This window comes from Candidatus Pelagibacter sp. PS_06, from assembly GCF_059418045.1.
On record NZ_CM182078.1, the window covers coordinates 557823 to 580950 of the forward strand.

Below are 23128 nucleotides of genomic sequence, written 5' to 3' on the forward strand. Positions count from 1 at the left end.
TTTAAGGTGATTACTATTTAAGAATGTACGATTTTATCAAAAAAAACATATATTTAATTTTCCTATTTATTATCACATTATCTATAGGTTTTTTAACTTTTTTAACATTTATAGATAAAAGCCCCATAGAGCTTTCAAGTCAAAATTTACAGTATTTATTAATTCTAAATATTGTTTTACTCGCATTTCTTTTTATTTTTATTTTTTTAGAAATTAAAAAAACTATCAAAAACGACATTGATAAGGATGGATTAAATTCAAATAAAAAATACATCACATACTTTGCATTATTTACTTTTATACCTTCTTTATTGATATCAATTTTTTCTTTATTTCTTTTTTCATTTGCTCTCGAAAAATATTTTGACAAAAAAGTTACAACAGTTGTTAATAACTCTTATGAATTAGCCAGAGATTATGTTGATGAGGTTAGAAATAAAATTCAATCAGAAATAGTTCTTATTGCCTTTGATGTAAATAAAAGTAAAAAATTTTTGAATGATAATGAAGAAGAGTATGAAAGGTTTTTGCGAACTCAGAAAATAATTAGAGGCGTTGATGAAATTCATATAATTGATTTAGAAAAAAAACCATTATTCTCAATTTTAGGGGATGATGTAATATATATGCCTCCAGTTGATGAAGCTTTAAATCTTGTGTTGGATGATGATCGTCCTTTAAAAATTATAAACGCTTTAGAAAATAGATCTGCTGCCATCATGCGTCTTCAAAATTTCAAAGATAGATTTATTTATGTAGTTAAATATCTTGATAAAGATATTTCAAAATATTTAACTGAAACTGAAGAAGCTATAAATTTTTATTATACGGTTGAAGAAAAAAGCTCTGGAATTAAAATTTCTTTTGCAATCATTTATATTGTCATTGTTTCACTTCTATTATTCATATCTATTTCAATAGCTATTAGATTTTCTTCTAGATTCTTTAGATCAATTAATAATTTGATTTTAGCCTCAACTTCAATTGGAGAGGGAAATTTGGATATTAAAGTTCCTGAAGTTAAAACTGATAAAGATTTAGAGATATTAAATAAAAATTTTAATCAAATGATAGATCGTTTAAAAGATCAACAAGATAAATTAATTATAAACGAAAGACACGAAGCATGGGGTAGTCTAGCAAGAAAACTTGCTCATGAAATTAAAAATCCACTAACACCAATTCAATTAACAATTGATAGATTAAAAAATAAATATTCAATTGAATTAGAAGAAAAAAATAAAGAAAATTTTAATGAAAATTTAATGATTATTAACAATCAAATTAAACAAATTGAAAAATTAGTTAATGAATTTTCCGATTTTGCAAGAATGCCAAAACCAATATTTCAAAAAAATGATCTAGTTATTTTAATAAAAGATAATGTTAAATTACTACAAGAATTAGATCTAACTATTAAAATAGATTTTATACATAATAATCAGCAATTATTTTTTGATGGTGATAAAGAGCAATTAAGCAGAGTTTTTCTTAATTTAATTAAAAATTCAATTGAAAGCATTCAGCAAAAAACTGAAAAAGTTAGTGATTTTAACAAAAATATTACTATTGAACTTAATAATTTTGATAGCCATATAAGCCTTGTCATTAATGATAATGGAATTGGATTTAAAAATTTAAATAATAATATTAAAGAAATTTTAAACCCATACTTTACAACTAAAAAAAAGGGAACCGGATTAGGCTTATCAATAGTTAATAAAATTATTAATGATCACAATGGTAATATTGAATTTATATCCAAAGATGATGGGGCAATAATAAAAATTATATTTAATAAATAATGAGTGCTGAAATTTTAATAGTTGATGATAACGCTGATATTAGAAATATTATTAATGAATTGATTATAGACGCTGGTTACAAAACAAGGATTGCTGCTAATTTTAATCAAGCCTTAGCTGAAATAGATAAAAAACTTCCTGATGTAGCTATATTGGATGTTAAACTAGACAAAGGTGATAATGATGGAATTGAACTTTTATCACATATCAAAACCAAGAATAAAGATGTTCCTGTTATAATAATTTCAGGTCACGCAAATATTGAGATGGCTATAAAATCTTTACATCATGGTGCTTTTGAATTTATAGAAAAACCGTTTGATCAAGAAAGATTGTTAAATTTTGTAAGTCGCGCTGTTGAAAATTATAACCTCAAAAAACAAAATAGAGAATATGAAAGTAAATTATTTTCTTCTTATGATCTTATTGGTAACAGTAAAAATACAATTAATATAATTGATCAAATAAAAAAGATTTCGTTAACAGAAAGTAGAGTTTTTATATGCGGTCCCTCAGGAACTGGAAAAGAATTAGTAGCAAGAAAAATACATAAAAACTCTGGAAGAAATAAAAATTCATTTGTTGTTCTAAATGGGGCTTTGCTAGACTCAAATAAATATGAACTTGAATTATTTGGTGAAGAAAAAGAAAATGGATCCATATCTTATGGGGCTCTTGAAAAAGCTAACAAGGGGACCTTACTAATTGATCAAATTTCTGAAATACCACTCAATATTCAATCAAAAATCTTACGTGTATTAACAGATCAAAAATTTAAAAGAGTTAATGGAAATAATGATATCAGTGTTAACGTAAGATTAATTTGTTCATCAAGTAAAGATTTAAAAAAAGAAATTCAATTGGGAAACTTTAGAGAAGATTTGTTTCATAGAATAAATGTATTTGAAATAAATATCGAACCTTTAAGTCAAAGAATTTCAGATATTCCATTATTAATTAAATATTTTTCTAAAAAAATATCAGAAAACTATAACATCAAAGAGTTAGAAATTGATGAGAACAATAGCTACATCTTAAATCACAATTGGAAGGGCAATGTTAGAGAATTAAGAAACTTAATTGAAAGAATTGCAATTTTGCAACCTGACACTAAAGATAAAATTTCAAATATTATCAAGGAGTCATTAAAAATTGATAATTTTGATGACCAGATAGCAGAAAATAGCCTTTCTGTACCACTAAAAGAAGCTAGAGAAAAGTTTGAAAAAGAGTATTTAACTATCCAACTAAAAAAATTTAATGGCAATATTTCAAAAACTGCAAATTTTGTTGGCATGGAAAGAACAGCCTTACATAGAAAGTTAAAAATTTTAGGAATAAAAGAATTTAATTAAAATGAATATAATTATTTGTGGTGCAGGTAGAGTAGGTTTCACTATAGCCAAACAACTAAGTGAACAAGGTCATTCAATTACCGTTATAGATCAATCTAGTGAAGATATTCAAAAAATCGACGAATCATTAGATGTAAAAGCTATAGTTGGTAAAGCTACTTATCCATCAATATTAGAAAAAGCAAACGCTTCTGAAACAGACATGATTATAGCTGTTACACGTAACGATGAAATTAACATGGTTATTTGCCAAATTGCTTTTTCTATTTTTAACATTCCAAAAAAAATTGCTAGAATTAGATCTCAAGATTACTTAAATCCAAAATTTACTACTGTTTACAATAAAGAAAATTTACCAATTGATGTAATTATTTCACCTGAGCTTGAAATAGCAAAATCCATTCAAAGAAAATTAGAAGCACCAGGTGCTTTAGATAGCGTTCCTTTTGCTGATAATAAAATTAGATTATTAGAAATCTTGATTAATGATAATTGTAATTTGATTAATATAAAACTGAATGAATTAACAAAAAGACACCCAAATCTTGATGCAAATATTATTGGAGTGATAAGAGGAGAAAAATTTTTAATTCCTAAAAAAAATGATGAGATAAAAAAAGATGATAAGATTTATGTAATTATTAACTCTTCTCAAATGTCCCAAACTCTAGAAGTGTTTGGACACAATGAGAAAGTTTCAAAAAAGATACTGATTGTTGGTGGCGGTAATATTGGTTTTAATCTTGCAAAGAACTTAGAAGAGAGCCTAGATGCTGTAAGAGTTAAAATAGTTGAAAAAAATAAAGACCGATCTGAATTTTTAGCAAATGAACTAAATAATACTATTGTAATTAATGGCGATGCTCTTGATGAAGAGGTGTTGGTAGAAGCAAATTTAGAAGAGGCTGAAACCGTTTTAGCTCTTACCAATGATGATGAAGATAATTTAATGGTCAGTGTTCTTGTTGAAAAATTTGCTAAAGATGACAACAAAATTGATGATAAACGAACAATGGCTTTAATTAACAAGCCAAATTATTCATTACTACAAAACTCTTTAAAAATAGATGATTTAATTGATCCAAGAATGAACACCGTTTCAAGTATTTTAAAACATATTCATAAAGGAACTATCGAGACAGCTTACACAATTTTAAATGGTGAGTATGAGGTAATAGAGGCTGAAATTATTGAGACTTCAGAATTAATTAATAAAGAACTTAAAAATTCAAATTTACCAGAGGAAATAAGAATAGGTGCAGTTTTACGTGATAATAAAGTAGTTATTCCTAGATCAAATTTTGTATTTCAAAAAGATGATAGAGTTGTTTTTTTAGCTAAAAAAGACTCAATTTCCGTTGTAGAAAACATATTTAGAATAAGTTCTATATAAATTTAAATGTCTCTATTTAGAGTAAAATATCTAAGTTTTTTTTTTGCTTTAGTATCCCTCTTTTCTTTTTTTAATATTATCTACTCTTATTATTTTAATTTATATTTAAATCTCAACACATACTATTTTAGTTTATTTTCTTCTTTAGTTGTTGGATTACTTTTTTATAAGATAAAAGAAATTACTAAAAAACCATCCATTTTTGAAAAAATTTTAACTGTTTTTTTAGGATATATTTTACTACCATTAATACTGTCATTACCTTTTTACTTTAGCATCTATAATTTATCATTTTTAAATTCCATTTTTGAGTCAGTTTCTGGTTTTACTTCTACTGGATTTACAATTTTTAATAATATAAAACATATTGATCAAGGGTTAATTTTATGGAGATCTTCTATTCAATGGATAGGTGGATTATATTTCTTATTTTCTATTATTTTCTTAATAGACATTTATGATGATAGTTTAAAAAAATCACTCACAAACTTTATATCATTCAATAGTTCTGAAATATTAAAACAAACAGTTAAAATTTTTTTATTATATTCTGTTATAACTTTATCAATTTTTTTTATATTAAATATTTTTGATATTAGATCTTTTAATTCCTTAAATTTATCAATGACTATAATTTCATCAGGTGGTTTTTTACCAACCAATGATCTTTCATCAATTCTTACTAATCAATCTCAAATAGTAATTTTTTCATTATTAATGTTAGTTTCTTTTTTTAGTATTTTTTTTATTTATAATTTGATTTTGATAAGAGATAAGAATCTTAATTTTTTCTACGAAGATATTCATTTATTTTTGTATTTTTTATTTATTGTTACAATTTTTTTCACTTTTTTTAGTTTTGATAACAATTTTACTTATATTTTTTTGTCATTAGTCAGCAGTATCTCTAATATTGGAATCTCTTTAGAATTTGATCAATCAAAGTTGAGTTTTATTTATTTGATTTTAGTAATAATTGGAGGATCTTTTTTTTCTACAAGTTCTGGTTTAAGATTTTTAAAAATTTACTCTTTAACTAAATATTCAGTGAATCAAATTTTATCTTTTAGTAAACCAAAGAATGTTTTTATGAATAAGTTAATATTTTCAAAAATTAATTTTGATTTCAAAGAGATAAATAAATATTTTTTAACAATTTTAATTTTCATAATTTCGTTATTAGTTTTAACCTCTCTATTAAGCTTGAGCGACATTAACTTTGAAAGTGCATTTAAATTGGCTATTTTAACCTTAATGAACACCGTAAATTCTTCAGCTTATGGGATGGGTGAATTTGACTTTAATGATTTACATTTTTTAACTAAATTTTTTATGATTTTTTTTATGATTATTGGAAGAGTAGAGCTTTTATCTTTGCTTTTAATAGCTAAAAAATTTCTTTTTAAATATTAATTAAGTATTATATATGTACATGTAATATTTTTTGCGCCCTTAGCTCAGCTGGATAGAGCATCGGTTTTCTAAACCGAGGGTCGCACGTTCGAGTCGTGCAGGGCGCACCATCATCAACATATGTCCTCTTTACATTCTCGAACACAAGATGTAGTTAATTATGCTCTAAATTAATCAATTTACTTTGATCGACTTTAGATAATGATAAAAGATAAAGCTAATTCAAAATTATTTTTGGATTATTTGTTAACAAATAAAAATAACTAAAAGGAAGAATAATGTTTAAATACGTAAAACAATTAACTTCTTTAGTGGCAATGGTTGCTGTGTTGTTTACTTTTACAACAGAAACATTCGCTGCTAAAAAATCTAAGACACTTAAGAATACCCAGAAGAAGGGTTTTGTAAGATGTGGAGTATCTCAAGGTTTACCAGGATTTTCTAATGCTGATGCTGCAGGAAATTGGACTGGTGTTGACGTTGATGTATGTAGAGCGGTAGCTGCTGCAGTGCTAGGTGATGCAAACAAAGTTAAGTTTACACCATTAAGTGCTAAAGAAAGATTTACAGCTTTAACTTCTGGTGAGATTGACATCTTATCAAGAAACACAACTTGGACTCTTTCTAGAGATGCTGACATAGGACTAACTTTCGTTGGAGTAAACTTCTACGATGGTCAAGGTTTCATGGTTAGAAAAGACTCTGGAATTACTTCAACAAGCCAATTCAAAAATGGAATCTCAGCTTGTACTAACATTGGTACAACAACTGAGTTAAACATGAGAGACTTCTTTAATTCTAAAGGAATTTCTTACACTCCAGTTGCTTTTGAAAAAGCTGATGAAGTTGTAGCTGCTTATGATGCTGGTAGATGTGATACTTACACTACTGATAAATCAGGTTTAGCTGCTCAAAGAACTAAAATGACTAACCCAGATGATCACATCGTATTACCTGAAACTATCTCAAAAGAGCCATTAGGCCCTGTTGTTAGACAAGGTGATGCAGTATGGGAAGATATCGTAAGATGGTCTTTAAATACTATGATCGAAGCTGAGGAGTACGGTGTTACTTCTGCTAATGCTGACATGATGAAAACTTCAGAAAACCCACAAATCAAAAGATTAGTTGGTGCTGAAGGTGAAATGGGTGCTGCATTCGGTTTAGATAACGAGTGGAACTTAAGAATTATCAAACAAGTTGGAAATTATGGTGAAAGTTATAAGAGAAATATAGCTGACACTGGTATTTTACCAGACAGAGGTCCAAATGAATTATGGACTAAAGGTGGTATTTTATACGTTCCACCATCAAGATAATTTAAAGTTATAAATTAATTTAAAAGGGCTAGATTTATCTAGCCCTTTTTTTATAGTATCAAAATCAAATGAAATTTAAAAAAATATTACCTCAATTTTTAACTCTATTATTTATAGTTTTAATTTTTGGTTTCTTTACCATGAACGCCCAAGAAAACATGGATACAAGAGGTATTCAATTTGGTTTTGGTTTTTTATCAAAAGAAGCTTCATTTGATATTCAGTTTTCATTAATCGATTATGATGGCTCTATGTCATATGGTCGAGCTTATTTAGTAGGATTGTTAAATACTTTACTAGTATCTTTTATCGGAATTATTTTATGTACAATATTAGGTATCATTGTTGGAGTTGCAAGATTATCACCTAACTATTTAATAAATAAAACTGCTAGCTTTTATGTAGAGTTTTTTAGAAATGTACCTTTGTTATTACAAATATTTTTTTGGTATTTTGCCGCTTTAAGAGCATTACCAATGCCAGAAGATGCACCATTAATTTTTGGATCATCATATATGACTATTAAAGGACTTTATACTGTTGCACCAGTTTGGAACAATTTTGATATGTTTTTTATAGCCTTAATTATAGCAATGATAATTATCTTCTTTTTCAATAAATTTGCAAAAAAAAAACAAGAAGAAGAGGGTAAACAATATCCTAAATTTTTAATATCACTTGGGATTTTTATAATATTACCGGCATTAACTTTTATAATAGGTGGTGTTGATTTATCTTGGAGTTTTCCAGAATTAAAACAATTAGCCAAAACATCATTTACGTTTGAAGGAGGTATGGGCATACCACCCGAACTAATTGCGCTAACTTTAGCATTAACTCTTTATACTGCAACATTTATAGCTGAAAATGTTAGAGCAGGTATTCAGGGAGTTGGTAAAGGTCAAAAAGAGGCAGCTGCTTCAATTGGTTTGTCACCAAGCCAAGTTTTAAAACTAGTTATAATGCCTCAAGCTTTAAGAATTATTATTCCACCAACAACAAACCAATATTTAAACCTAACTAAAAATTCTTCTCTAGCTGCTGCTATTGCCTATCCTGATTTAGTTTTAGTATTTGCTGGTACTGCAATGATGCAAACAGGTAGAGCTATCGAGATTGTTGGTATTACGATGGCCACTTATTTAACAATCAGTTTAGCTATTTCAATGTTTATGAATTGGTACAATAAGAGAATTGCGATACAGGAAAAATAATTATGGCTTATACAAATTTTTTAAAACCAAATAAAGAAAATCTGAATTTATTTTTATTTTTAGGATCTGCTTCTTTTGTATTAGGATTACTTGATTTCTGTTTAAATAACTTTTACGAAACAAATATCACAGGTTTTTTACCTGGTTTTATTAGTTTTTTTACTCCTTTAATTTTTGGAATGGTTGGTCTTCATTTAATAAGAATAGAGTTTTCTGGAATTAAAATTTTAGATGAACTCAATAAAAACATAAATACAAATAATTTTAATGCAGCTTTAAGTATTAGTATAATTATATTGATAATTTTTAGCGTTGCCCCTTTACTTAATTGGTTTATTCTTGACGCTACATTCGTTGGTGATAGCAAGGAAGTATGTACTGGTGGAGGCGCATGTTGGGTTTATATTAAAACTTGGTTTAATAGATTTATGTATGGAATGTATCCAAATACTGAGCAATGGAGAGTTAATGCAACATTTATTATTGTCTTAGGATTAATGGCAGCAGGTTATTTTTTTCCACCAAAATTTAAAAAATATCTAACTTTTTACTATGTTATATTTTTACCAATAATATCATTTTTACTAATCTATTATTTGATATCCGGCGGAGAATTTGGACTAGAGTGGGTTGAAACAGGTGCTTGGGGTGGTTTATCTTTAACGTTTATTGTTTCATTCTTTTCTTTAATTTTTTGTTTTCCAATTGGTATGATGTTGGCACTTGGAAGAAGATCAGATTTAGCTGTTGTTAAATATTCATCACTTTCATTTATTGAGTTTTGGAGAGGTGTACCTTTAATTACTGTTTTATTTATGTCTGCTGTTATGTTTCCTATGTTTTTACCAGATGGAACTTATGTAGATAAATTAATTAGAGTTATAGTTGCCATCACATTATTTGAAGCTGCTTATACAGCAGAAGTTATTAGAGGTGGTTTACAAGCCTTACCTAGAGGCCAGTATGATGCTGCTAAATCTTTAGGTATGGGTTACTGGAGACTTCATTTGTTAGTTATTTTACCACAAGCTTTAAAATTAGTTATTCCAGGAATTGCTAATACATTTTTAGCTTTAGTTAAAGATACTCCATTAATCTTTGTAGTAGGTTTATTAGAGTTAGTTGGGATGTTAAATTTAGCAAAAACAAATCCTAAATGGCTTGGTTTTTCAATGGAAGGATATGTGTTTGCTGGAATAATATTCTGGATTATTTGCTACAGTATGAGTAAATATAGTCAAAAATTAGAATTAAAATTTAAAACAGATAGATAAATTATGTCAGATTCAATTATACAAATTAGTGAAGTAAATAAGTGGTATGGCGATTTTCAAGTTCTTAAAGATATAAATCTTGAGGTCAAAGCTAAAGAAAAAATTGTAGTTTGTGGACCTTCTGGATCTGGTAAATCTACATTAATTAGATGTATCAATAGATTAGAAGAGCATCAAAAAGGAAACATCATTGTTGATGGCACAGTAATTTCTGAAGATACTAAAAATATAGAACAGGTAAGAGCTGAAGTTGGAATGGTATTTCAACAATTTAACTTATTTCCTCATTTGTCTATTGTCGACAACTGCACTCTTGCTCCTATTTGGGTTAAAAAGATGCCAAAAAAAGATGCTGAAGAATTAGCACTTAAACATTTAGAAAGAGTTCAAATTTTAGATCAAGCTCAAAAGTTTCCAGGCCAACTTTCTGGTGGACAACAACAAAGGGTAGCAATAGCAAGAGCTTTATGCATGGAACCTAAAATTATGCTATTTGATGAACCAACTTCTGCATTAGATCCAGAAATGATTAAAGAAGTGCTAGATGTAATGGTTAATCTAGCAAAAGAAGGTATGACGATGATTGTTGTAACTCATGAAATGGGATTTGCTAAAGAAGTTGCAGATTGCATGATATTTATGGATGAAGGAAGAATAGTGGAGAAGGCAGGTACCAAGGAATTCTTTGCTAATCCTAAGAGTGATAGAACTAAGCTATTTTTAAGTCAAATTTTATAAAAAACTTAAATTTCAGACTTTAAAAAATCGTTTTTTTCAAACGCTATTTTGAGTTTTTATCTTCAACTTACACTTGACAGGTTTTGAATTCTTTTAATTTTTACCTAAAAAAAAATAAATTTTTTTATTGCAGTTACATTAATTAATTTGTTCAATATGTTTTTAAAATTTAATTAAGAGGGGTCTTAATGGAAGATAATTTCAACAAACACTTAGGTAACAAACTTAAGCTAAGAAGATTAGCTTTGGGTTTAACTCAAACTAAAGTAGCAAAAGCTATAAATGTTACATTCCAACAAATTCAAAAATATGAAAAAGGCACTAATGGTGTCAGTTCAATTAGATTACTTCAGTTATCTAATTATTTAAAAGTGCCAATTAATTATTTCTTTGAAGATTTTTCAGAATATTTAATTAACTTAGAAAAATCTCAAGAAGGCCATATGAATGTTAACTATAATTTTTTAACAAAGTTATATTCTGAACTAAGTGCAGATCAAAAATTAAAATTCAATAAATCTTTACAAGTTTCAGGAACAATTATTTCTAAAGCAGTATAACTTTATTTAAGACCCTATAATTTAATTAGATAAATTCTATTTATTAAAATCTGTAATTATACTTTAAGATTTTTTTTGGAAAATATTTTTGGCTCCTCGGGCAGGACTCGAACCTGCGACCAATTGATTAACAGTCAACTGCTCTACCAACTGAGCTACCGAGGAATGTAAAAAACTCAACTTACTTTTTTTTAGAACTAAAACAAGATTTTTTTTGGAGGCAACGCCCGGAATCGAACCGGGATACAAGGATTTGCAATCCTCTGCGTAACCATTCCGCCACGTTGCCATCTTGTTTTGACTAATAGCTTCAGATGCCTTTTTATATTAAATATTTCTCATTAGTCTATTAAATAACGATCTAAATTGATTATTGTTAATTGTAATTATTAAATTATAAACTTTGTGATATATGAGTAGCGATAAATATATACATTCCGATGTTGAGGATAAGATTTATTCTTACTGGGAAAAGCATGGGCTTTTTAAACCTCAAGAAAATTCTAAAAAGTTTTCTATAGTAATTCCTCCTCCAAATGTAACTGGAAGTCTTCATATGGGTCATGCTTTGAATAATTCTATTCAAGATTTATTAGTTAGATATCACCGAATGAATAACTATGAAACCTTATGGCAACCAGGTACAGATCATGCTGGGATTGCCACTCAAGCATTGGTAGAGAGAAAATTATCAGCAGAAAAAATTGATAAAAATGATATTGGAAGAGATAAATTTATTAAAAAAGTTTGGGAATGGAAAGAGCAATATGGTGATATCATTATTAATCAATTAAAGAAACTTGGATGCTCTTGTGATTGGTCACGAAATGCATTCACAATGGATGAAAATTTATCTAAATCGGTAATTAAAGTATTTGTAGATCTCTATAATAAAGATTTAATTTACAAAGATAAAAAATTAGTAAATTGGGATACTGTTTTACAAACAGCGATTTCTGATCTTGAAGTAGATCAGAGAGAGGTAAATTCAAAAATTTATTATATTAGATATCCTATTGATAGAACTGATGAATTTATAACTATAGCAACAACAAGACCTGAGACTATGCTTGGTGATACAGCAATTGCTGTAAATCCAAAAGATGATCGTTTTAAATCATTTGTTGGCAAAATTGTTACAATACCAATTGTTGGAAGAAAGATTAAAATTATTGAAGATGATTATGCTGATCCTGAACAAGGAACTGGAGCACTAAAGATTACTCCTGCACATGATTTTAATGACTACGATGTTGGAAAAAGAAACAATCTTGAAATTATTAATATATTTACGGAAGCTGGTAAAATTAACGAAAATGCTCCTAAAAAATATGTTGGACTAGACAGATTTGAAGCAAGAAAGAGAATTTTAAAAGAACTTAAAGATAAAGAATTTTTTGTAAAAGAAGAAAATATTAAGAATAAAGTTCCATATGGTGATAGATCTAATTCAATCATCGAACCATTTTTAACTGAGCAATGGTTTGCAGATGCAGAAAAATTATCTGTTAAAGCAAAAGAAGTTGTTAATTCAAAAAAAACTAATTTCTTTCCTGAAAACTGGTCAAAGACTTATTTTCAATGGATGAATAATATAGAACCATGGTGTATCTCAAGACAACTTTGGTGGGGACACCAAATACCAGCTTGGTACGGTCCAGATAAAAAAATCTTTGTAGCTTACAATGAAGAAGAGGCAAAAAATTTAGCCAATAAACATTATGGTAAAGATGAAGAATTAGTTCGTGATCCAGATGTATTAGATACATGGTTTTCATCTGGTCTTTGGCCATTTGCAACATTAGGTTGGCCTGAGGATAAAAATTATGTTGAAAAATTTTATCCAACCTCTGTTTTAGTTACAGGTTTTGATATTATCTTTTTTTGGGTTGCAAGAATGATTATGTTTGGCACAGAGTTTTTAAATAAAGAACCATTTAAAGATATTTATGTTCATGCATTAGTCAGAGATGAGAAGGGTCAAAAAATGTCAAAATCAAAAGGGAATGTTATTGATCCTTTAGATTTAATAGAAAAATACAGTGCTGATGCACTAAGATTTACTCTTCTTTCAATGGCTTCCCCGGGTACAGATGTAAAACTTTCTGAAGATAGAGTTAAAGGTTATAGAAATTTTTTAAATAAACTTTGGAATGCTAATAATTTTTTAATTACAAATGAATGTGATTTTTCTGATATTGATAAAGTTCCAAATTTATCAGTTAATATTAACAAATGGATTTATGCAGAATTAATTGAAGCAAAATCTAAAATTGAAAAAAATCTAGAAGATTACAGATTTGATGAGGCTGCTAAAAATGCTTATCAATTTGCATGGCACTCATATTGTGACTGGTATTTAGAACTATCTAAAACAATACTATTCTCTGATAATGAGGAAGCCAGAAGTGAGGTCAAAAAAGTTTCAAGTTATATATTCAAACAAATCTTAATTTTATTACATCCTTTTATTCCATTTGTTACAGAGGAGATTTGGCTTAAAAATAAATTTGATAATTCAAGCAAAACTTTTTTAATGCTTGCTAATTGGCCAACAGGTAAAATTAATAAAGATACAAGCACAGAGCAAGTTGAAAATATTATTAGTATAATATCTGAAATTAGATCTTTTAAGAATGAGCTTAATGTTGGGCCTGGTTCATTTATAGACATGTCTATCAATAATATTAACGAGAAGCAGAAAAAATTTATCAATGATAATAAAATTATCCTTAAAAAATTAGGAAGAATAAACAATATTTTGAATGATGATCTTGATAAGCCAGCAGCAACTATGGTTGTTTCAGGTGATTTATTTAAAGTTTATTTTGATAAAGATGTTGATTTAAATCTTATTAAGGAAAATTTAACCAGTAAACAAAACAAAATCCATGATGAGATGAACAAGATATCTCAAAGATTGGAAAATAAAAGTTTTGTGGATAGAGCTCCAAAAGATATTGTTGAACAGGAAAAAACTAATTATAATAATTTAAAGAATGATATTGATAAAATATTAGTAACTATAAAGGGTATATAATGGCAAAATTTAATAAAAAGAAACTTCCAAGCAGACATACATCATTAGGGGCCGATAGAGCTCCTCACAGGTCTTTTTATTATGCGATGGGTGAAACAGAGAAAGATGTGGCAAAACCATTTGTAGGCGTTGTATCCACCTGGAATGAAGCCGCACCATGCAATATTGCTCTTATGAGACAAGCTCAGTCGGTTAAAAAAGGTGTTAGAGCTAATGGCGGAACACCTAGAGAATTTTGTACAATTACAGTTACCGATGGAATTGCAATGGGTCATGAAGGAATGAAATCCTCATTAATTTCAAGAGAAGTAATTGCAGACTCTGCAGAACTTACGGTTAGAGGTCATTGTTATGATGCATTAGTTGGTATTGCAGGATGTGATAAATCATTACCCGGTCTAATGATGTCTATGGTCAGATTAAATGTTCCAAGTGTTTTTATTTACGGTGGTTCAATTCTTCCTGGAAGATATAAAGGTAAAGACGTAACCGTTGTTGATGTATTTGAAGCTGTAGGAAAACATTCATCAGGTCAAATGTCTGCAGCTGAACTTAGAAAATTAGAATTAGTTGCTTGTCCAAGTGCAGGTGCTTGTGGTGGTCAATTTACAGCTAACACAATGGCATGTGTGTCTGAAGCAATAGGCTTAGCACTTCCTTATTCTGCAGGAACTCCTGCTCCTTATGAAGAAAGAGATAAGTATGCCAAAGCTAGTGGTAAAACTGTTATGGATCTTTTAAAGAAAAAAATTAAACCCAGAGATATTGTAACAAAAAAAGCCTTAGAAAATGCTGCAACAATAGTTGCTGCAACTGGGGGCTCTACGAATGCGGCATTACATTTACCAGCAATTGCAAATGAAGCTGGAATTAAGTTTGATTTAATGGATGTTGCTAAAATTTTCAAAAAAACTCCTTATCTTGCTGATTTAAAACCAGGTGGAAAATATGTTGCAAAAGACATGTGGTTAGCTGGGGGTGTTCCAATGCTACTTAAAACTTTATACGATGGAGGTTTTATTCATGGTGATTGTATGACGGTTACAGGAAAAACTATTAAAGAAAACTTAAAAAATATCAAATTTAATCCTAAGCAAAAAGTTTTAAGAAAATATGACAATCCATTATCTCCAGATGGTGGTGTTGTAGGTTTAAAAGGAAATTTAGCTCCAGACGGCGGTATTGTTAAAATTGCAGGACTTAAAAAATTACAATTTACTGGTAAAGCCAGATGTTTTGATAATGAAGAAGCAGCAATGGCAGCTGTACAAAACCGAAAATATAAAGAAGGTGATGTAATCATCATTCGATACGAAGGTCCAGTTGGAGGACCAGGTATGAGAGAAATGTTATCTACTACTGGTGCAATTTATGGACAAGGTATGGGTGAGAAAGTTGCCCTTATAACTGATGGAAGGTTCTCTGGAGCCACTAGAGGCTTTTGTGTAGGTCACGTAGGCCCTGAGGCCGCTCTAGGAGGTCCTTTAGCTCTTTTACGTAATGGAGACGTCATTGATATTGACGCTAAAAAGGGCACTATCGATGTAAGGCTTTCTAAAAATGAATTAGCCTCAAGAAAAAGAAAATGGAAAGCAAGAAAATCTGATTTTGGATCAGGAACTTTGTGGAAGTATGCACAAACAGTAGGACCCGCATATCTAGGAGCACCAACACATCCTGGTAAGAAAAAAGAAGTTAAGGATTATTCAGAAATTTAATGAAAATCCGTCCAATCATTTTATGTGGTGGAGCTGGAACAAGACTTTGGCCAAATTCTAAAAACCATCAAGCAAAACAATTTATTGATTTTGGTAATTGGACATTACTTGGTAAAACTTTAGAGAGAACTAAATCATCTATTTATGATGAACCAATTATAAGTACGAATAAAAAATATCTAAAACAAGTTAAACAACATCTTAAAAAAAATAAGATCAATAAATATAAAATAGTCTTAGAACCAGCAAAAAGAAATACAGCACCAGCTATTTTAAGTACTGCTTTAATTAAAGATATCCCAAATGATCAACCATTGATGATTTTTACTGCAGATCATTTAATTGAAAAGATGAGTATTTTTAATAAAGCAATTAATAAAAATAAATCAAATTTAACAGATCAAAATATCTTTATATTTGGAATCAAACCCACATCACCCTCAAGTGAATATGGATATTTTTTAACTAAAAAGATTAAAGGAAGCATTAATAAAGTAACAAAATTCATTGAAAAACCAAAAGAAGCAAAAGCAAAACAGGTTATAAAACAAAAAGGTTATTGGAATTCTGGAATGTTTTTCCTTAGAAAAGATTCAATCATTAATAACTTTAAAAAACACCAACCAATTATTTATAAAAATTGTGTTAATGCTGTAAAAAAAGCAAAACTTAAATCCAATACTTATTATCTAAACAAAGCCCCTTTTGTTAAAGCAACTGCAAAATCATTCGATTATGCAATTCTAGAAAAAACAAAACAAATAAATGCAATTAAATTAGATATTCCTTGGTCAGATCTTGGAAGTTGGAAAGAGATCTTAAAAATGTATGGAATGAACAAAAACAAGTATATTAAGAAAAAGAATGTTTTTTATAGACCTTGGGGCAGATACACTAATTTATTTGAAGGTAAAGAATTCCTAATTAAAGAATTATTTGTAAAACCAAAAGGTATTTTAAGTTTACAAAAGCATCATCATAGAGCTGAACATTGGTTGGTTACACAAGGAAACCCAAAGATTACTCTAAATAAAGATAATTTTATTAAAAAACCTAATGAACATATTTTTATACCACTAGGAATAATACACAGAATTCAAAATCAAGGTAGCAAACCTGTTAGAATTATGGAAGCTCAAGTGGGTTCAATTCTTAAAGAAACAGACATCGTTAGATATCAAGATGTTTATGGTCGTGTTAAGTAATAACACGACCATAATTAAATTTATTTAAAACCAATTATTTGGAATAATGATGTAGTGAATTGCCAATACAATTCCAACAGAAACACTTAATCCAAAGATCATCTTAATGAAGTCTTTTCCAATTAAAGGAAAGACATATTTGAACTTATATTCTTTATTCATTGTAGAAATTGCAAGTTCTCTACCACATAATAAACCAACAAATACCCATGTTGTTGACATTGGCAAATCATTAAGTTCTTTGAAGTAGTAAAGAACACCAGCATAAATAACATTAATTATTGTTGCTGATCTTGCATACCTAGTTCCGGTTTTATCTAAAACTACTTTTTGAATTGATCCTCCGTTTATGTAGAAGATATAAAAAAGTAATACTGTAAAATAAGCTAAAACTATTAATAATAAAGTTACATCTAATTGTCTTGGAAGATATACAGCTATATTAGCTACATCGTGAGATAACCAAACCCACCATAACCAGCCTGAAGTTACCCATACAGAGTTTCTCCAAAAACCTATCCATTTATCTTCAACTTCATCAAATTTCTCATTGATAAATTTAGATACTACTATCCAACAAATGTATGCAGCAACAGCGGCTAAGCCATATCCCACAACACTTTTCATAAGCATTTTTTCAAGGACTACAGTTGAAGCAAAAGCTGATAAAACCAAGAATGTAGTTGAAACTGGTATGCCTACTCTTGTTAATATTAAAAGTATTCCAGGTGCAACAGCATGATACCATTGTATTTCTTGAAAAGGTATTCTTGTTAATCTTCCGTAAGATATATCACCAGCATTACTGTACCAACCCCATGTGATAGCAAGTATCATCACAAATGAAGCAGCGCTAGCAAGTGTATACCATTTAAACCATTTTTGTTTTGACGCTATAAAAGTACCAAGCGTTTGAATTGAGTCATTTGCAATAACTGAATATCCAGCTAAAGCAAAACCTACAATCGTATATATTGTCGTCATTTCCATCTTATTTTTCCTATTATTTATTTATCTTTATTATTTTCCATTTCGAACGATTCTTAATCTTAAGGTCGATTTAATCTGTGAGTGAGGATTAATCTATAGGTAAATTTACTTATATTTTTTGAGATGAGTTGATTCATCAATAATTATATTAATTAAAGTTTTTGTATATATAGAGAATTTAACTAAGTATTTTTAAGAAGGGTAGATTCATCCTGATTACATTATTGAAATATTTTGTCTACTTTAAAAGTAATTTTTTTATTAATAACACAGCAACTAACGCACCAATTAATTCTGCAATTATATAGGTTGGTGTATTAAGATAATTAATACCAGTAAACGATTCTGTAAATGTTCTTGCTATTGCTACTGCAGGATTTGCAAAAGATGTTGATGAAGTAAACCAATAACCAGCCGTAATATAAGTTGCAACACAAGCTGCAACTGTTGTTTTACCATCTTTTAAGGTTGTAAAAATAATGAACACCAAACCAAAAGTTGCTACAATTTCTGCTAGAAATATATTAAAGCCATCTCTGTTTTTCGTAGATAATTCAATTATATTATGTTCAAAAAATACATTAGCTAGCATTACACCTAATAAGCACCCAAATATTTGAGCCGGAATGTATGTAATTAAAAGTTTTCCTTTAATTTTTTTAGTTAAGTACATTGCTAAACTTACAAAAGGATTGAAGTGAGCACCCGAAATATCAGCAAAAGCAGTTATTAAGACAAACAACCCTGCACCAGTAGCAAGTGTATTTGCCGTAAGTCTTAAAGCATTATCATTTGTAAGGTTTTCAGCCATTATTCCTGAGCCAACAATAATCATTACTAAAAAACAACTACCTATAAATTCACCAATGAAAATTCTATTCTTCATAACCTAATAATAATTAAATTATAATCTTATAAATTCCAATTAAGAATAATGGTATTTGCAAACCAAAATTAGTTAATATTGCTTTATCTTTGGATAAAAACCCTGCAACAGTCCAACCAACTACTCCTAAGCCATGAAAGTAAATATTAATTGGGTAGATATTTAAATTAGTTAATAAAATCCCTGTTAAAACCAGAGCAGTACTAATCCATTTTAGATATTTTTTAATAAACATGATCTCCTTATAGTTAAGTTTGTTAAGATTTGTTACAATTTACCAGTAATCTGACTTATTAATTTTTACTCTTTTGAAGTTCGTAAATTGAAACATAATGTTTCTTCTTAGGCAGTGGAATTATTGTTGGAACTTTGGTTAATCTTGGTTTTATTGACTTATTTCCTACAATAATATTTTTATCATAATTATCTAAATCTACCTCTGGATGAGGATTTCCATCATTAATTAATGGCCATGCATCACAAGCTCTGTAACCAAATAGAATTAATGGTCTTGAGTTGTCCATTAGATTGTGTCCAGAACCATGAACTGATCTGCAATGAAAAAAAACAACTGTTCCAGCAGTTCCGGTTATGGAAACACTATTATTTGCTCCAATTTTATTTTTTTTAGTATCTATTTTTCCAACAAAATAATTTTCTTTATTGTGATGACTGTACAATTTCTTTTTGTGTGAATTCTTAATTATTTTAAGAGGGCCATTTTTTTCATAGCAATCATCCAAATATATACCAACTGTGATTAAATCATCATTGGTATGTGGGTAAAAAGCCCAATCTTGATGCCATCCAATTTCACTTCCTTTTTTCTTATTTGGTAGTTTAAAATTTAATTTACCTAGATGAAATCTAACTGTTCCTCCTAATAATTTTTTAGCTATAGATATTATTTTTTTATTTCTAGATAGTTCATAGAAGATTCTATGTCTGTTTTGAGGGTTATTTAGTCTTAAAATTTCTTTATTTTTTGAATTACTTGAGTTGTATACAAAATGATAATTATTGTAAGACTGGGTTCCATTAACTTTATGTTTCTTCTTTTTTTCTTTTGAAATAACCTCGCTTACAATTTTATTAATTTTTCTGATAAAACTCTGATCAATTAAATTTTCTTTTACAAGATAACCATTTCTTTTGAAAAATTCCAAATTTCTACTCATATTCAATCATTATAATCAAATATATTTACTTAAAACAATTGTATTTTTTTAATTAAAGTATTGACAAAAATATGTTATGTTATAACATAACAATATGTCAAATAAACAATTAGTTTTTACTATAATTAAAAAATCATCTAAGCATTTAACTGCTTATGAAATTCTAGATAAACTTCAAAAGATTAAAAAAACACAAGCTATGACTGTTTATAGAGCATTAGATAGTTTAATTAGTGAAGAGAGAATTCATAAATCTAATCAAACAAAAACCTATATTTTGTGTAATCATACGCATGAAGATAATCATAATACTGCTATAGCTATTTGCAAAAAATGTGGTGACACTGAAGAACTTAAATCAAATATCTTTTTAGATTTCTTTAAAAAAAATAATATTAAAAAGTACGATTTTAGTACTTTTAAGATGGAGGTTTTAACAACTTGTAAGGAGTGCAATTAATGAAGAAAATAACAATATTATCGATAACAGCATCTATATTTAGTTTTACATATCTTCAGGCTGCTGAAGGTCATTCTCATGATCTGCCTGAATTTCTTCATTTTTTAGAAGAACTAGTTGAAGAACATGGAATTTTAAGAGGTTTTGTTTTTGGGTTCATTCATACTTTAATTCCACTGATAGGTTTTTACTCAGGATGGAGTATTAACCGTTTTTTGAAAGTTATTTCGAATGGAGCTATAGCAGGAATAGTTGGAATAGTTTTAGCTCATATTATAGCTGACTTTATTGCAGCATTAGCTGATCCAAATCTTAAAAGTGCAGCATATGGAATTGTTCTTGGTGGGTTTTTACCTTTGTTAGCTGTACCTTTTTTAGAAAAATATGTAACAAAAAGTCAGTATCACACTGTTGTAGGTGATCATGAAGATCTAAAAAAAGATTTGAAAACCAAACATAAATAAAATATCTAATAGGGGAATGAGTACAATTCCCCTAACATTAGATGAAATTTTTGATTTAGCAAAAAAAACATTACTTGCTAATGGATGTGACGATGAGACTGCAAGTATTTTATCTGACTTGATAAGAAATGCCGAAAGAGATGGTTCAGTTTCTCATGGATTATTTAGATTACCCGCTTATGTTTCAGGTTTAAAAAGTGGTAAGATTAATGGAAAAGGTAAACCTGAAGTTAAAAGGATTTCTCCATCAGTAATTAAAGTTCAAGGTAATAATTCTTTAGCACCAGTTGTTTTAAGCAAAGGTTTGCCTGAATTAAGTAAAGCTGCAAAAGAAAATGGTGTTGCAGTTTTAGCTATTAACAATTCTCATCATATGGCTGCTATGTGGCCTGAAACTGAAAAATTAGCTGAAAATGGTTTAGTTGCTTTTGCATGCACCTCTTATAAGCCAGCAGTTGCTCCAGCTGGAGCTATTAAACCCTTATTTGGAACGAACCCAATTTCATTTGCTTGGCCTAGACCAGGAACAACTCCTGTAGTTTATGATATGGCAACAGCTTCTATGGCAATGGGTGAAGTTCAAGTTGCTAAAAGAGAAGGGCACAAAGTTCCACTAGGAACAGGACTTACAAAAGATGGAAAAGAAACAACAGATCCAGGTGAAATAGCTGATGGAGGAGTGTTATTACCTTTTGGTGGATATAAAGGTTCTGCTATAGCGATGATGGTTGAATTATTAGCTGGTGCTTTAGTTGGTGATAATTTTAGTTATGAGACAGCTGCAAAAGATAATAATGATGGTGGTCCGCCAAGTGGTGGTGAGTTTATTCTTGCTATATGTCCTGATAAAACCGCAGGAACTAGCTGGCAAAAACATGCTGAAGAATTTTTTGAAAAAATGAAATCAATGGGTGAAGTAAGATTACCTGGTGAAAGAAGACATAAAAACAGACTAGATAGAGGTCCTAGAAACATTAATGAGGAACTGGTTAATAAAATTAAGTCTTTAAGCTAATTTAATTTCAATAGGTGTGTGATCTGAAGGTTTTTCCCTTCCACGAGGATCTTTATTAATATTTATATCTTTTATAAAATCTATTAAGGAATTTGAAACTAAAAAGTGATCTATACGCATACCATTATTTTTTTGCCACGCTCCTCTCATATAGTCCCAAAATGTATAACCCTCTTTATCTTCATTAAAATGTCTGTAAACATCATTAAAACCTAGATTTAACATTTCTCGAAATTTTTTTCTAATTTCAAGGCGATATAAAGCATCATCTTCGAAACTTTTAATATTGTATACATCTTCAGCAGCTGGAATAACATTAAAGTCACCTGCAAGTATTATATTAGAATTTTTCTTAGATAATGATTTTAGTTGTTTAATTAATTGATCCATCCAGTCTTTTTTATAAGCATATTTTTCTGTATCTACAGGGTTTCCATTTGGAGTATAAATATTTATTAATTGAATATTCTTTTTTTTATACTCTACATCAGCAGAAATAATTCTAGATTGTTTAAGTTTGTCTTTAATTAAGTCTGTTCTAATATTTTTTAGTTTTTTTTTTGAAATAATTGCAACACCATTATAACTTTTTTGACCAAAAACATGACTTTCATAATCCATTGCTGAGAAATCATCATAAGGAAAATTAACATCTTCAGTTTTAATCTCTTGCATCATTAAAACATCAGGTTTGTATTTTAGTAAATAGCTTTTAATATTTTCAATTCTAGCTCTGACTGAATTTACATTCCAAGATGAAATAATCATTAAAGTGAAAAAGAAACACCACAACCACATGAAGATTTTGTTTGTGGATTAGATATTTTAAAAGATTCTCCCATCAGCTCTGAAACATAATCAACTTCTGAATCTTTTAATAAGTCAGCTGAAGTTTTATCAATTAAAATATTTTTAAATATTAAATCATCTTCATTTTTTGATTGTTCAAATGTAAATTCATATTGAAAGCCTGAACAGCCACCACCTTTAATTGCGATTCTAAAAAAAGAACCTTCGTCTTTTTTAGACAACAAATTTTGTATTTGTTTTAAAGCATTATCGGTAAATTTAATTTCTTTAATCATGTCTGAACACTGATAT

21 protein-coding genes and 3 tRNA genes are annotated in these 23128 nt (G+C 28.7%); 16 read left to right on the forward strand and 8 right to left on the reverse strand.

Annotation, left to right across the window (positions count from 1 at the left end; translation table 11 throughout):
• Positions 1-23: 23 nt before the first annotated feature.
• From AC5SLZ_RS02665 to AC5SLZ_RS02710, 10 genes are all read left to right on the forward strand, one after another.
• Positions 24-1805 (forward strand): sensor histidine kinase NtrY-like, encoded by a 1782-nt coding sequence (locus AC5SLZ_RS02665; protein WP_494616061.1) that lies wholly within the window; start codon positions 24-26, stop codon positions 1803-1805.
• On the forward strand, positions 1805-3160 hold the full coding sequence (locus AC5SLZ_RS02670; RefSeq protein ID WP_494616062.1) for a sigma-54-dependent transcriptional regulator: 1356 nt from the start codon (positions 1805-1807) through the stop codon (positions 3158-3160). Before AC5SLZ_RS02665 ends, AC5SLZ_RS02670 begins: the two co-directional genes overlap by 1 nt.
• A 1-nt stretch (position 3161) precedes the next feature.
• The gene (gene trkA / locus AC5SLZ_RS02675) at positions 3162-4553 is read left to right on the forward strand and encodes a Trk system potassium transporter TrkA (protein WP_494616064.1); all 1392 of its coding nucleotides are present in this window, start codon (positions 3162-3164) and stop codon (positions 4551-4553) included.
• Between the two features lie 6 nt (positions 4554-4559).
• Positions 4560-5966: a TrkH family potassium uptake protein gene (locus tag AC5SLZ_RS02680; protein ID WP_494616065.1), complete on the forward strand. Its 1407-nt coding sequence runs from the start codon at positions 4560-4562 to the stop codon at positions 5964-5966.
• 33 nt (positions 5967-5999) lie between these two features.
• Positions 6000-6076: transfer RNA gene (locus AC5SLZ_RS02685), tRNA-Arg, on the forward strand.
• A 168-nt stretch (positions 6077-6244) separates the two neighbouring features.
• Positions 6245-7285: an amino acid ABC transporter substrate-binding protein gene (locus AC5SLZ_RS02690; RefSeq protein ID WP_271497532.1), complete on the forward strand. Its 1041-nt coding sequence runs from the start codon at positions 6245-6247 to the stop codon at positions 7283-7285.
• A 68-nt stretch (positions 7286-7353) separates the two neighbouring features.
• Positions 7354-8499, forward strand: a complete 1146-nt coding sequence (locus tag AC5SLZ_RS02695) for an amino acid ABC transporter permease (protein WP_494616067.1) — start codon at positions 7354-7356, stop codon at positions 8497-8499.
• 2 nt (positions 8500-8501) lie between these two features.
• Positions 8502-9773, forward strand: coding sequence for an amino acid ABC transporter permease (locus AC5SLZ_RS02700; RefSeq protein WP_494616068.1), 1272 nt, complete (start codon positions 8502-8504; stop codon positions 9771-9773).
• 3 nt (positions 9774-9776) lie between these two features.
• Positions 9777-10511 (forward strand): amino acid ABC transporter ATP-binding protein, encoded by a 735-nt coding sequence (locus AC5SLZ_RS02705; protein ID WP_494616070.1) that lies wholly within the window; start codon positions 9777-9779, stop codon positions 10509-10511.
• A 188-nt stretch (positions 10512-10699) separates the two neighbouring features.
• Positions 10700-11071, forward strand: a complete 372-nt coding sequence (locus AC5SLZ_RS02710) for a helix-turn-helix domain-containing protein (RefSeq protein WP_494616071.1) — start codon at positions 10700-10702, stop codon at positions 11069-11071.
• 89 nt (positions 11072-11160) lie between these two features.
• Here the strand turns inward: AC5SLZ_RS02710 and AC5SLZ_RS02715 are convergent.
• Positions 11161-11236 (reverse strand) — tRNA-Asn (locus AC5SLZ_RS02715).
• Positions 11237-11286: 50 nt separating this feature from the next.
• Positions 11287-11360 (reverse strand) — tRNA-Cys (locus AC5SLZ_RS02720).
• A gap of 123 nt (positions 11361-11483) precedes the next feature.
• Between AC5SLZ_RS02720 and AC5SLZ_RS02725 the strand changes: the two genes are divergently transcribed.
• The 3 genes from AC5SLZ_RS02725 to AC5SLZ_RS02735 are packed head-to-tail and all read left to right on the forward strand — an operon-like array spanning position 11484 to position 17034.
• Positions 11484-14111 carry a valine--tRNA ligase gene (locus tag AC5SLZ_RS02725; protein WP_494616073.1) on the forward strand — a complete coding sequence of 876 codons (2628 nt, stop codon included), beginning with the start codon at positions 11484-11486 and terminating at the stop codon, positions 14109-14111.
• Positions 14111-15829: a dihydroxy-acid dehydratase gene (gene ilvD / locus AC5SLZ_RS02730; protein ID WP_028037029.1), complete on the forward strand. Its 1719-nt coding sequence runs from the start codon at positions 14111-14113 to the stop codon at positions 15827-15829. The genes AC5SLZ_RS02725 and ilvD overlap by 1 nt, the downstream gene beginning before the upstream one ends.
• Positions 15829-17034 (forward strand): sugar phosphate nucleotidyltransferase, encoded by a 1206-nt coding sequence (locus tag AC5SLZ_RS02735; protein WP_494616074.1) that lies wholly within the window; start codon positions 15829-15831, stop codon positions 17032-17034. Before ilvD ends, AC5SLZ_RS02735 begins: the two co-directional genes overlap by 1 nt.
• 24 nt (positions 17035-17058) lie before the next feature.
• Here AC5SLZ_RS02735 and AC5SLZ_RS02740 read toward each other — a convergent pair whose 3' ends face one another.
• The 4 genes from AC5SLZ_RS02740 to AC5SLZ_RS02755 form a co-directional block, all read right to left on the reverse strand.
• Positions 17059-18018, reverse strand: a complete 960-nt coding sequence (locus AC5SLZ_RS02740) for a hypothetical protein (RefSeq protein ID WP_494616076.1) — start codon at positions 18016-18018, stop codon at positions 17059-17061.
• 244 nt (positions 18019-18262) lie between these two features.
• The gene (locus AC5SLZ_RS02745) at positions 18263-18910 is read right to left on the reverse strand and encodes an aquaporin (protein WP_494616077.1); all 648 of its coding nucleotides are present in this window, start codon (positions 18908-18910) and stop codon (positions 18263-18265) included.
• Between the two features lie 13 nt (positions 18911-18923).
• On the reverse strand, positions 18924-19145 hold the full coding sequence (locus AC5SLZ_RS02750; RefSeq protein WP_494616079.1) for a DUF6552 family protein: 222 nt from the start codon (positions 19143-19145) through the stop codon (positions 18924-18926).
• Between the two features lie 58 nt (positions 19146-19203).
• A complete protein-coding gene (locus AC5SLZ_RS02755; protein ID WP_494616080.1) occupies positions 19204-20088 on the reverse strand; it encodes a phytanoyl-CoA dioxygenase family protein in 885 nt (294 codons plus the stop codon).
• A gap of 94 nt (positions 20089-20182) precedes the next feature.
• Here AC5SLZ_RS02755 and AC5SLZ_RS02760 point away from each other — a divergent pair, with 94 nt between their 5' ends.
• Genes AC5SLZ_RS02760 through AC5SLZ_RS02770 form a run of 3 tightly spaced genes read left to right on the forward strand, consistent with a single transcriptional unit; the run spans position 20183 to position 22027 of the window.
• Positions 20183-20548, forward strand: a complete 366-nt coding sequence (locus AC5SLZ_RS02760; protein ID WP_494616081.1) for a transcriptional repressor — start codon at positions 20183-20185, stop codon at positions 20546-20548.
• The gene (locus AC5SLZ_RS02765; RefSeq protein ID WP_297681826.1) at positions 20548-21012 is read left to right on the forward strand and encodes an MntP/YtaF family protein; all 465 of its coding nucleotides are present in this window, start codon (positions 20548-20550) and stop codon (positions 21010-21012) included. The genes AC5SLZ_RS02760 and AC5SLZ_RS02765 overlap by 1 nt, the downstream gene beginning before the upstream one ends.
• Before the next feature lie 16 nt (positions 21013-21028).
• On the forward strand, positions 21029-22027 hold the full coding sequence (locus AC5SLZ_RS02770; RefSeq protein ID WP_494616083.1) for an Ldh family oxidoreductase: 999 nt from the start codon (positions 21029-21031) through the stop codon (positions 22025-22027).
• Here AC5SLZ_RS02770 and xth read toward each other — a convergent pair.
• A complete protein-coding gene (gene xth / locus AC5SLZ_RS02775) occupies positions 22019-22795 on the reverse strand; it encodes an exodeoxyribonuclease III (protein WP_494616084.1) in 777 nt (258 codons plus the stop codon). The two genes, AC5SLZ_RS02770 and xth, sit on opposite strands and share 9 nt — an antisense overlap.
• Entirely contained in the window at positions 22795-23112 is a 318-nt protein-coding gene (locus tag AC5SLZ_RS02780; protein WP_494616085.1) for a HesB/IscA family protein, read from the reverse strand. Before AC5SLZ_RS02780 ends, xth begins: the two co-directional genes overlap by 1 nt.
• Positions 23113-23128: the final 16 nt, after the last annotated feature.

Excerpts from the sequence above, each read along its gene's own strand:
- AC5SLZ_RS02665 (WP_494616061.1), top strand. The coding sequence starts at position 24 with ATGTACGATTTTATCAAAAAAAACATATATTTAATTTTCCTATTTATT.
- AC5SLZ_RS02670 (WP_494616062.1), top strand. The coding sequence starts at position 1,805 with ATGAGTGCTGAAATTTTAATAGTTGATGATAACGCTGATATTAGAAAT.
- trkA (WP_494616064.1), top strand. The coding sequence starts at position 3,162 with ATGAATATAATTATTTGTGGTGCAGGTAGAGTAGGTTTCACTATAGCC.
- AC5SLZ_RS02680 (WP_494616065.1), top strand. The coding sequence starts at position 4,560 with ATGTCTCTATTTAGAGTAAAATATCTAAGTTTTTTTTTTGCTTTAGTA.
- AC5SLZ_RS02690 (WP_271497532.1), top strand. The coding sequence starts at position 6,245 with ATGTTTAAATACGTAAAACAATTAACTTCTTTAGTGGCAATGGTTGCT.
- AC5SLZ_RS02695 (WP_494616067.1), top strand. The coding sequence starts at position 7,354 with ATGAAATTTAAAAAAATATTACCTCAATTTTTAACTCTATTATTTATA.
- AC5SLZ_RS02700 (WP_494616068.1), top strand. The coding sequence starts at position 8,502 with ATGGCTTATACAAATTTTTTAAAACCAAATAAAGAAAATCTGAATTTA.
- AC5SLZ_RS02705 (WP_494616070.1), top strand. The coding sequence starts at position 9,777 with ATGTCAGATTCAATTATACAAATTAGTGAAGTAAATAAGTGGTATGGC.
- AC5SLZ_RS02710 (WP_494616071.1), top strand. The coding sequence starts at position 10,700 with ATGGAAGATAATTTCAACAAACACTTAGGTAACAAACTTAAGCTAAGA.
- AC5SLZ_RS02725 (WP_494616073.1), top strand. The coding sequence starts at position 11,484 with ATGAGTAGCGATAAATATATACATTCCGATGTTGAGGATAAGATTTAT.
- ilvD (WP_028037029.1), top strand. The coding sequence starts at position 14,111 with ATGGCAAAATTTAATAAAAAGAAACTTCCAAGCAGACATACATCATTA.
- AC5SLZ_RS02735 (WP_494616074.1), top strand. The coding sequence starts at position 15,829 with ATGAAAATCCGTCCAATCATTTTATGTGGTGGAGCTGGAACAAGACTT.
- AC5SLZ_RS02740 (WP_494616076.1), bottom strand. The coding sequence starts at position 18,018 with ATGACGACAATATATACGATTGTAGGTTTTGCTTTAGCTGGATATTCA.
- AC5SLZ_RS02745 (WP_494616077.1), bottom strand. The coding sequence starts at position 18,910 with ATGAAGAATAGAATTTTCATTGGTGAATTTATAGGTAGTTGTTTTTTA.
- AC5SLZ_RS02750 (WP_494616079.1), bottom strand. The coding sequence starts at position 19,145 with ATGTTTATTAAAAAATATCTAAAATGGATTAGTACTGCTCTGGTTTTA.
- AC5SLZ_RS02755 (WP_494616080.1), bottom strand. The coding sequence starts at position 20,088 with ATGAGTAGAAATTTGGAATTTTTCAAAAGAAATGGTTATCTTGTAAAA.
- AC5SLZ_RS02760 (WP_494616081.1), top strand. The coding sequence starts at position 20,183 with ATGTCAAATAAACAATTAGTTTTTACTATAATTAAAAAATCATCTAAG.
- AC5SLZ_RS02765 (WP_297681826.1), top strand. The coding sequence starts at position 20,548 with ATGAAGAAAATAACAATATTATCGATAACAGCATCTATATTTAGTTTT.
- AC5SLZ_RS02770 (WP_494616083.1), top strand. The coding sequence starts at position 21,029 with ATGAGTACAATTCCCCTAACATTAGATGAAATTTTTGATTTAGCAAAA.
- xth (WP_494616084.1), bottom strand. The coding sequence starts at position 22,795 with ATGATTATTTCATCTTGGAATGTAAATTCAGTCAGAGCTAGAATTGAA.
- AC5SLZ_RS02780 (WP_494616085.1), bottom strand. The coding sequence starts at position 23,112 with ATGATTAAAGAAATTAAATTTACCGATAATGCTTTAAAACAAATACAA.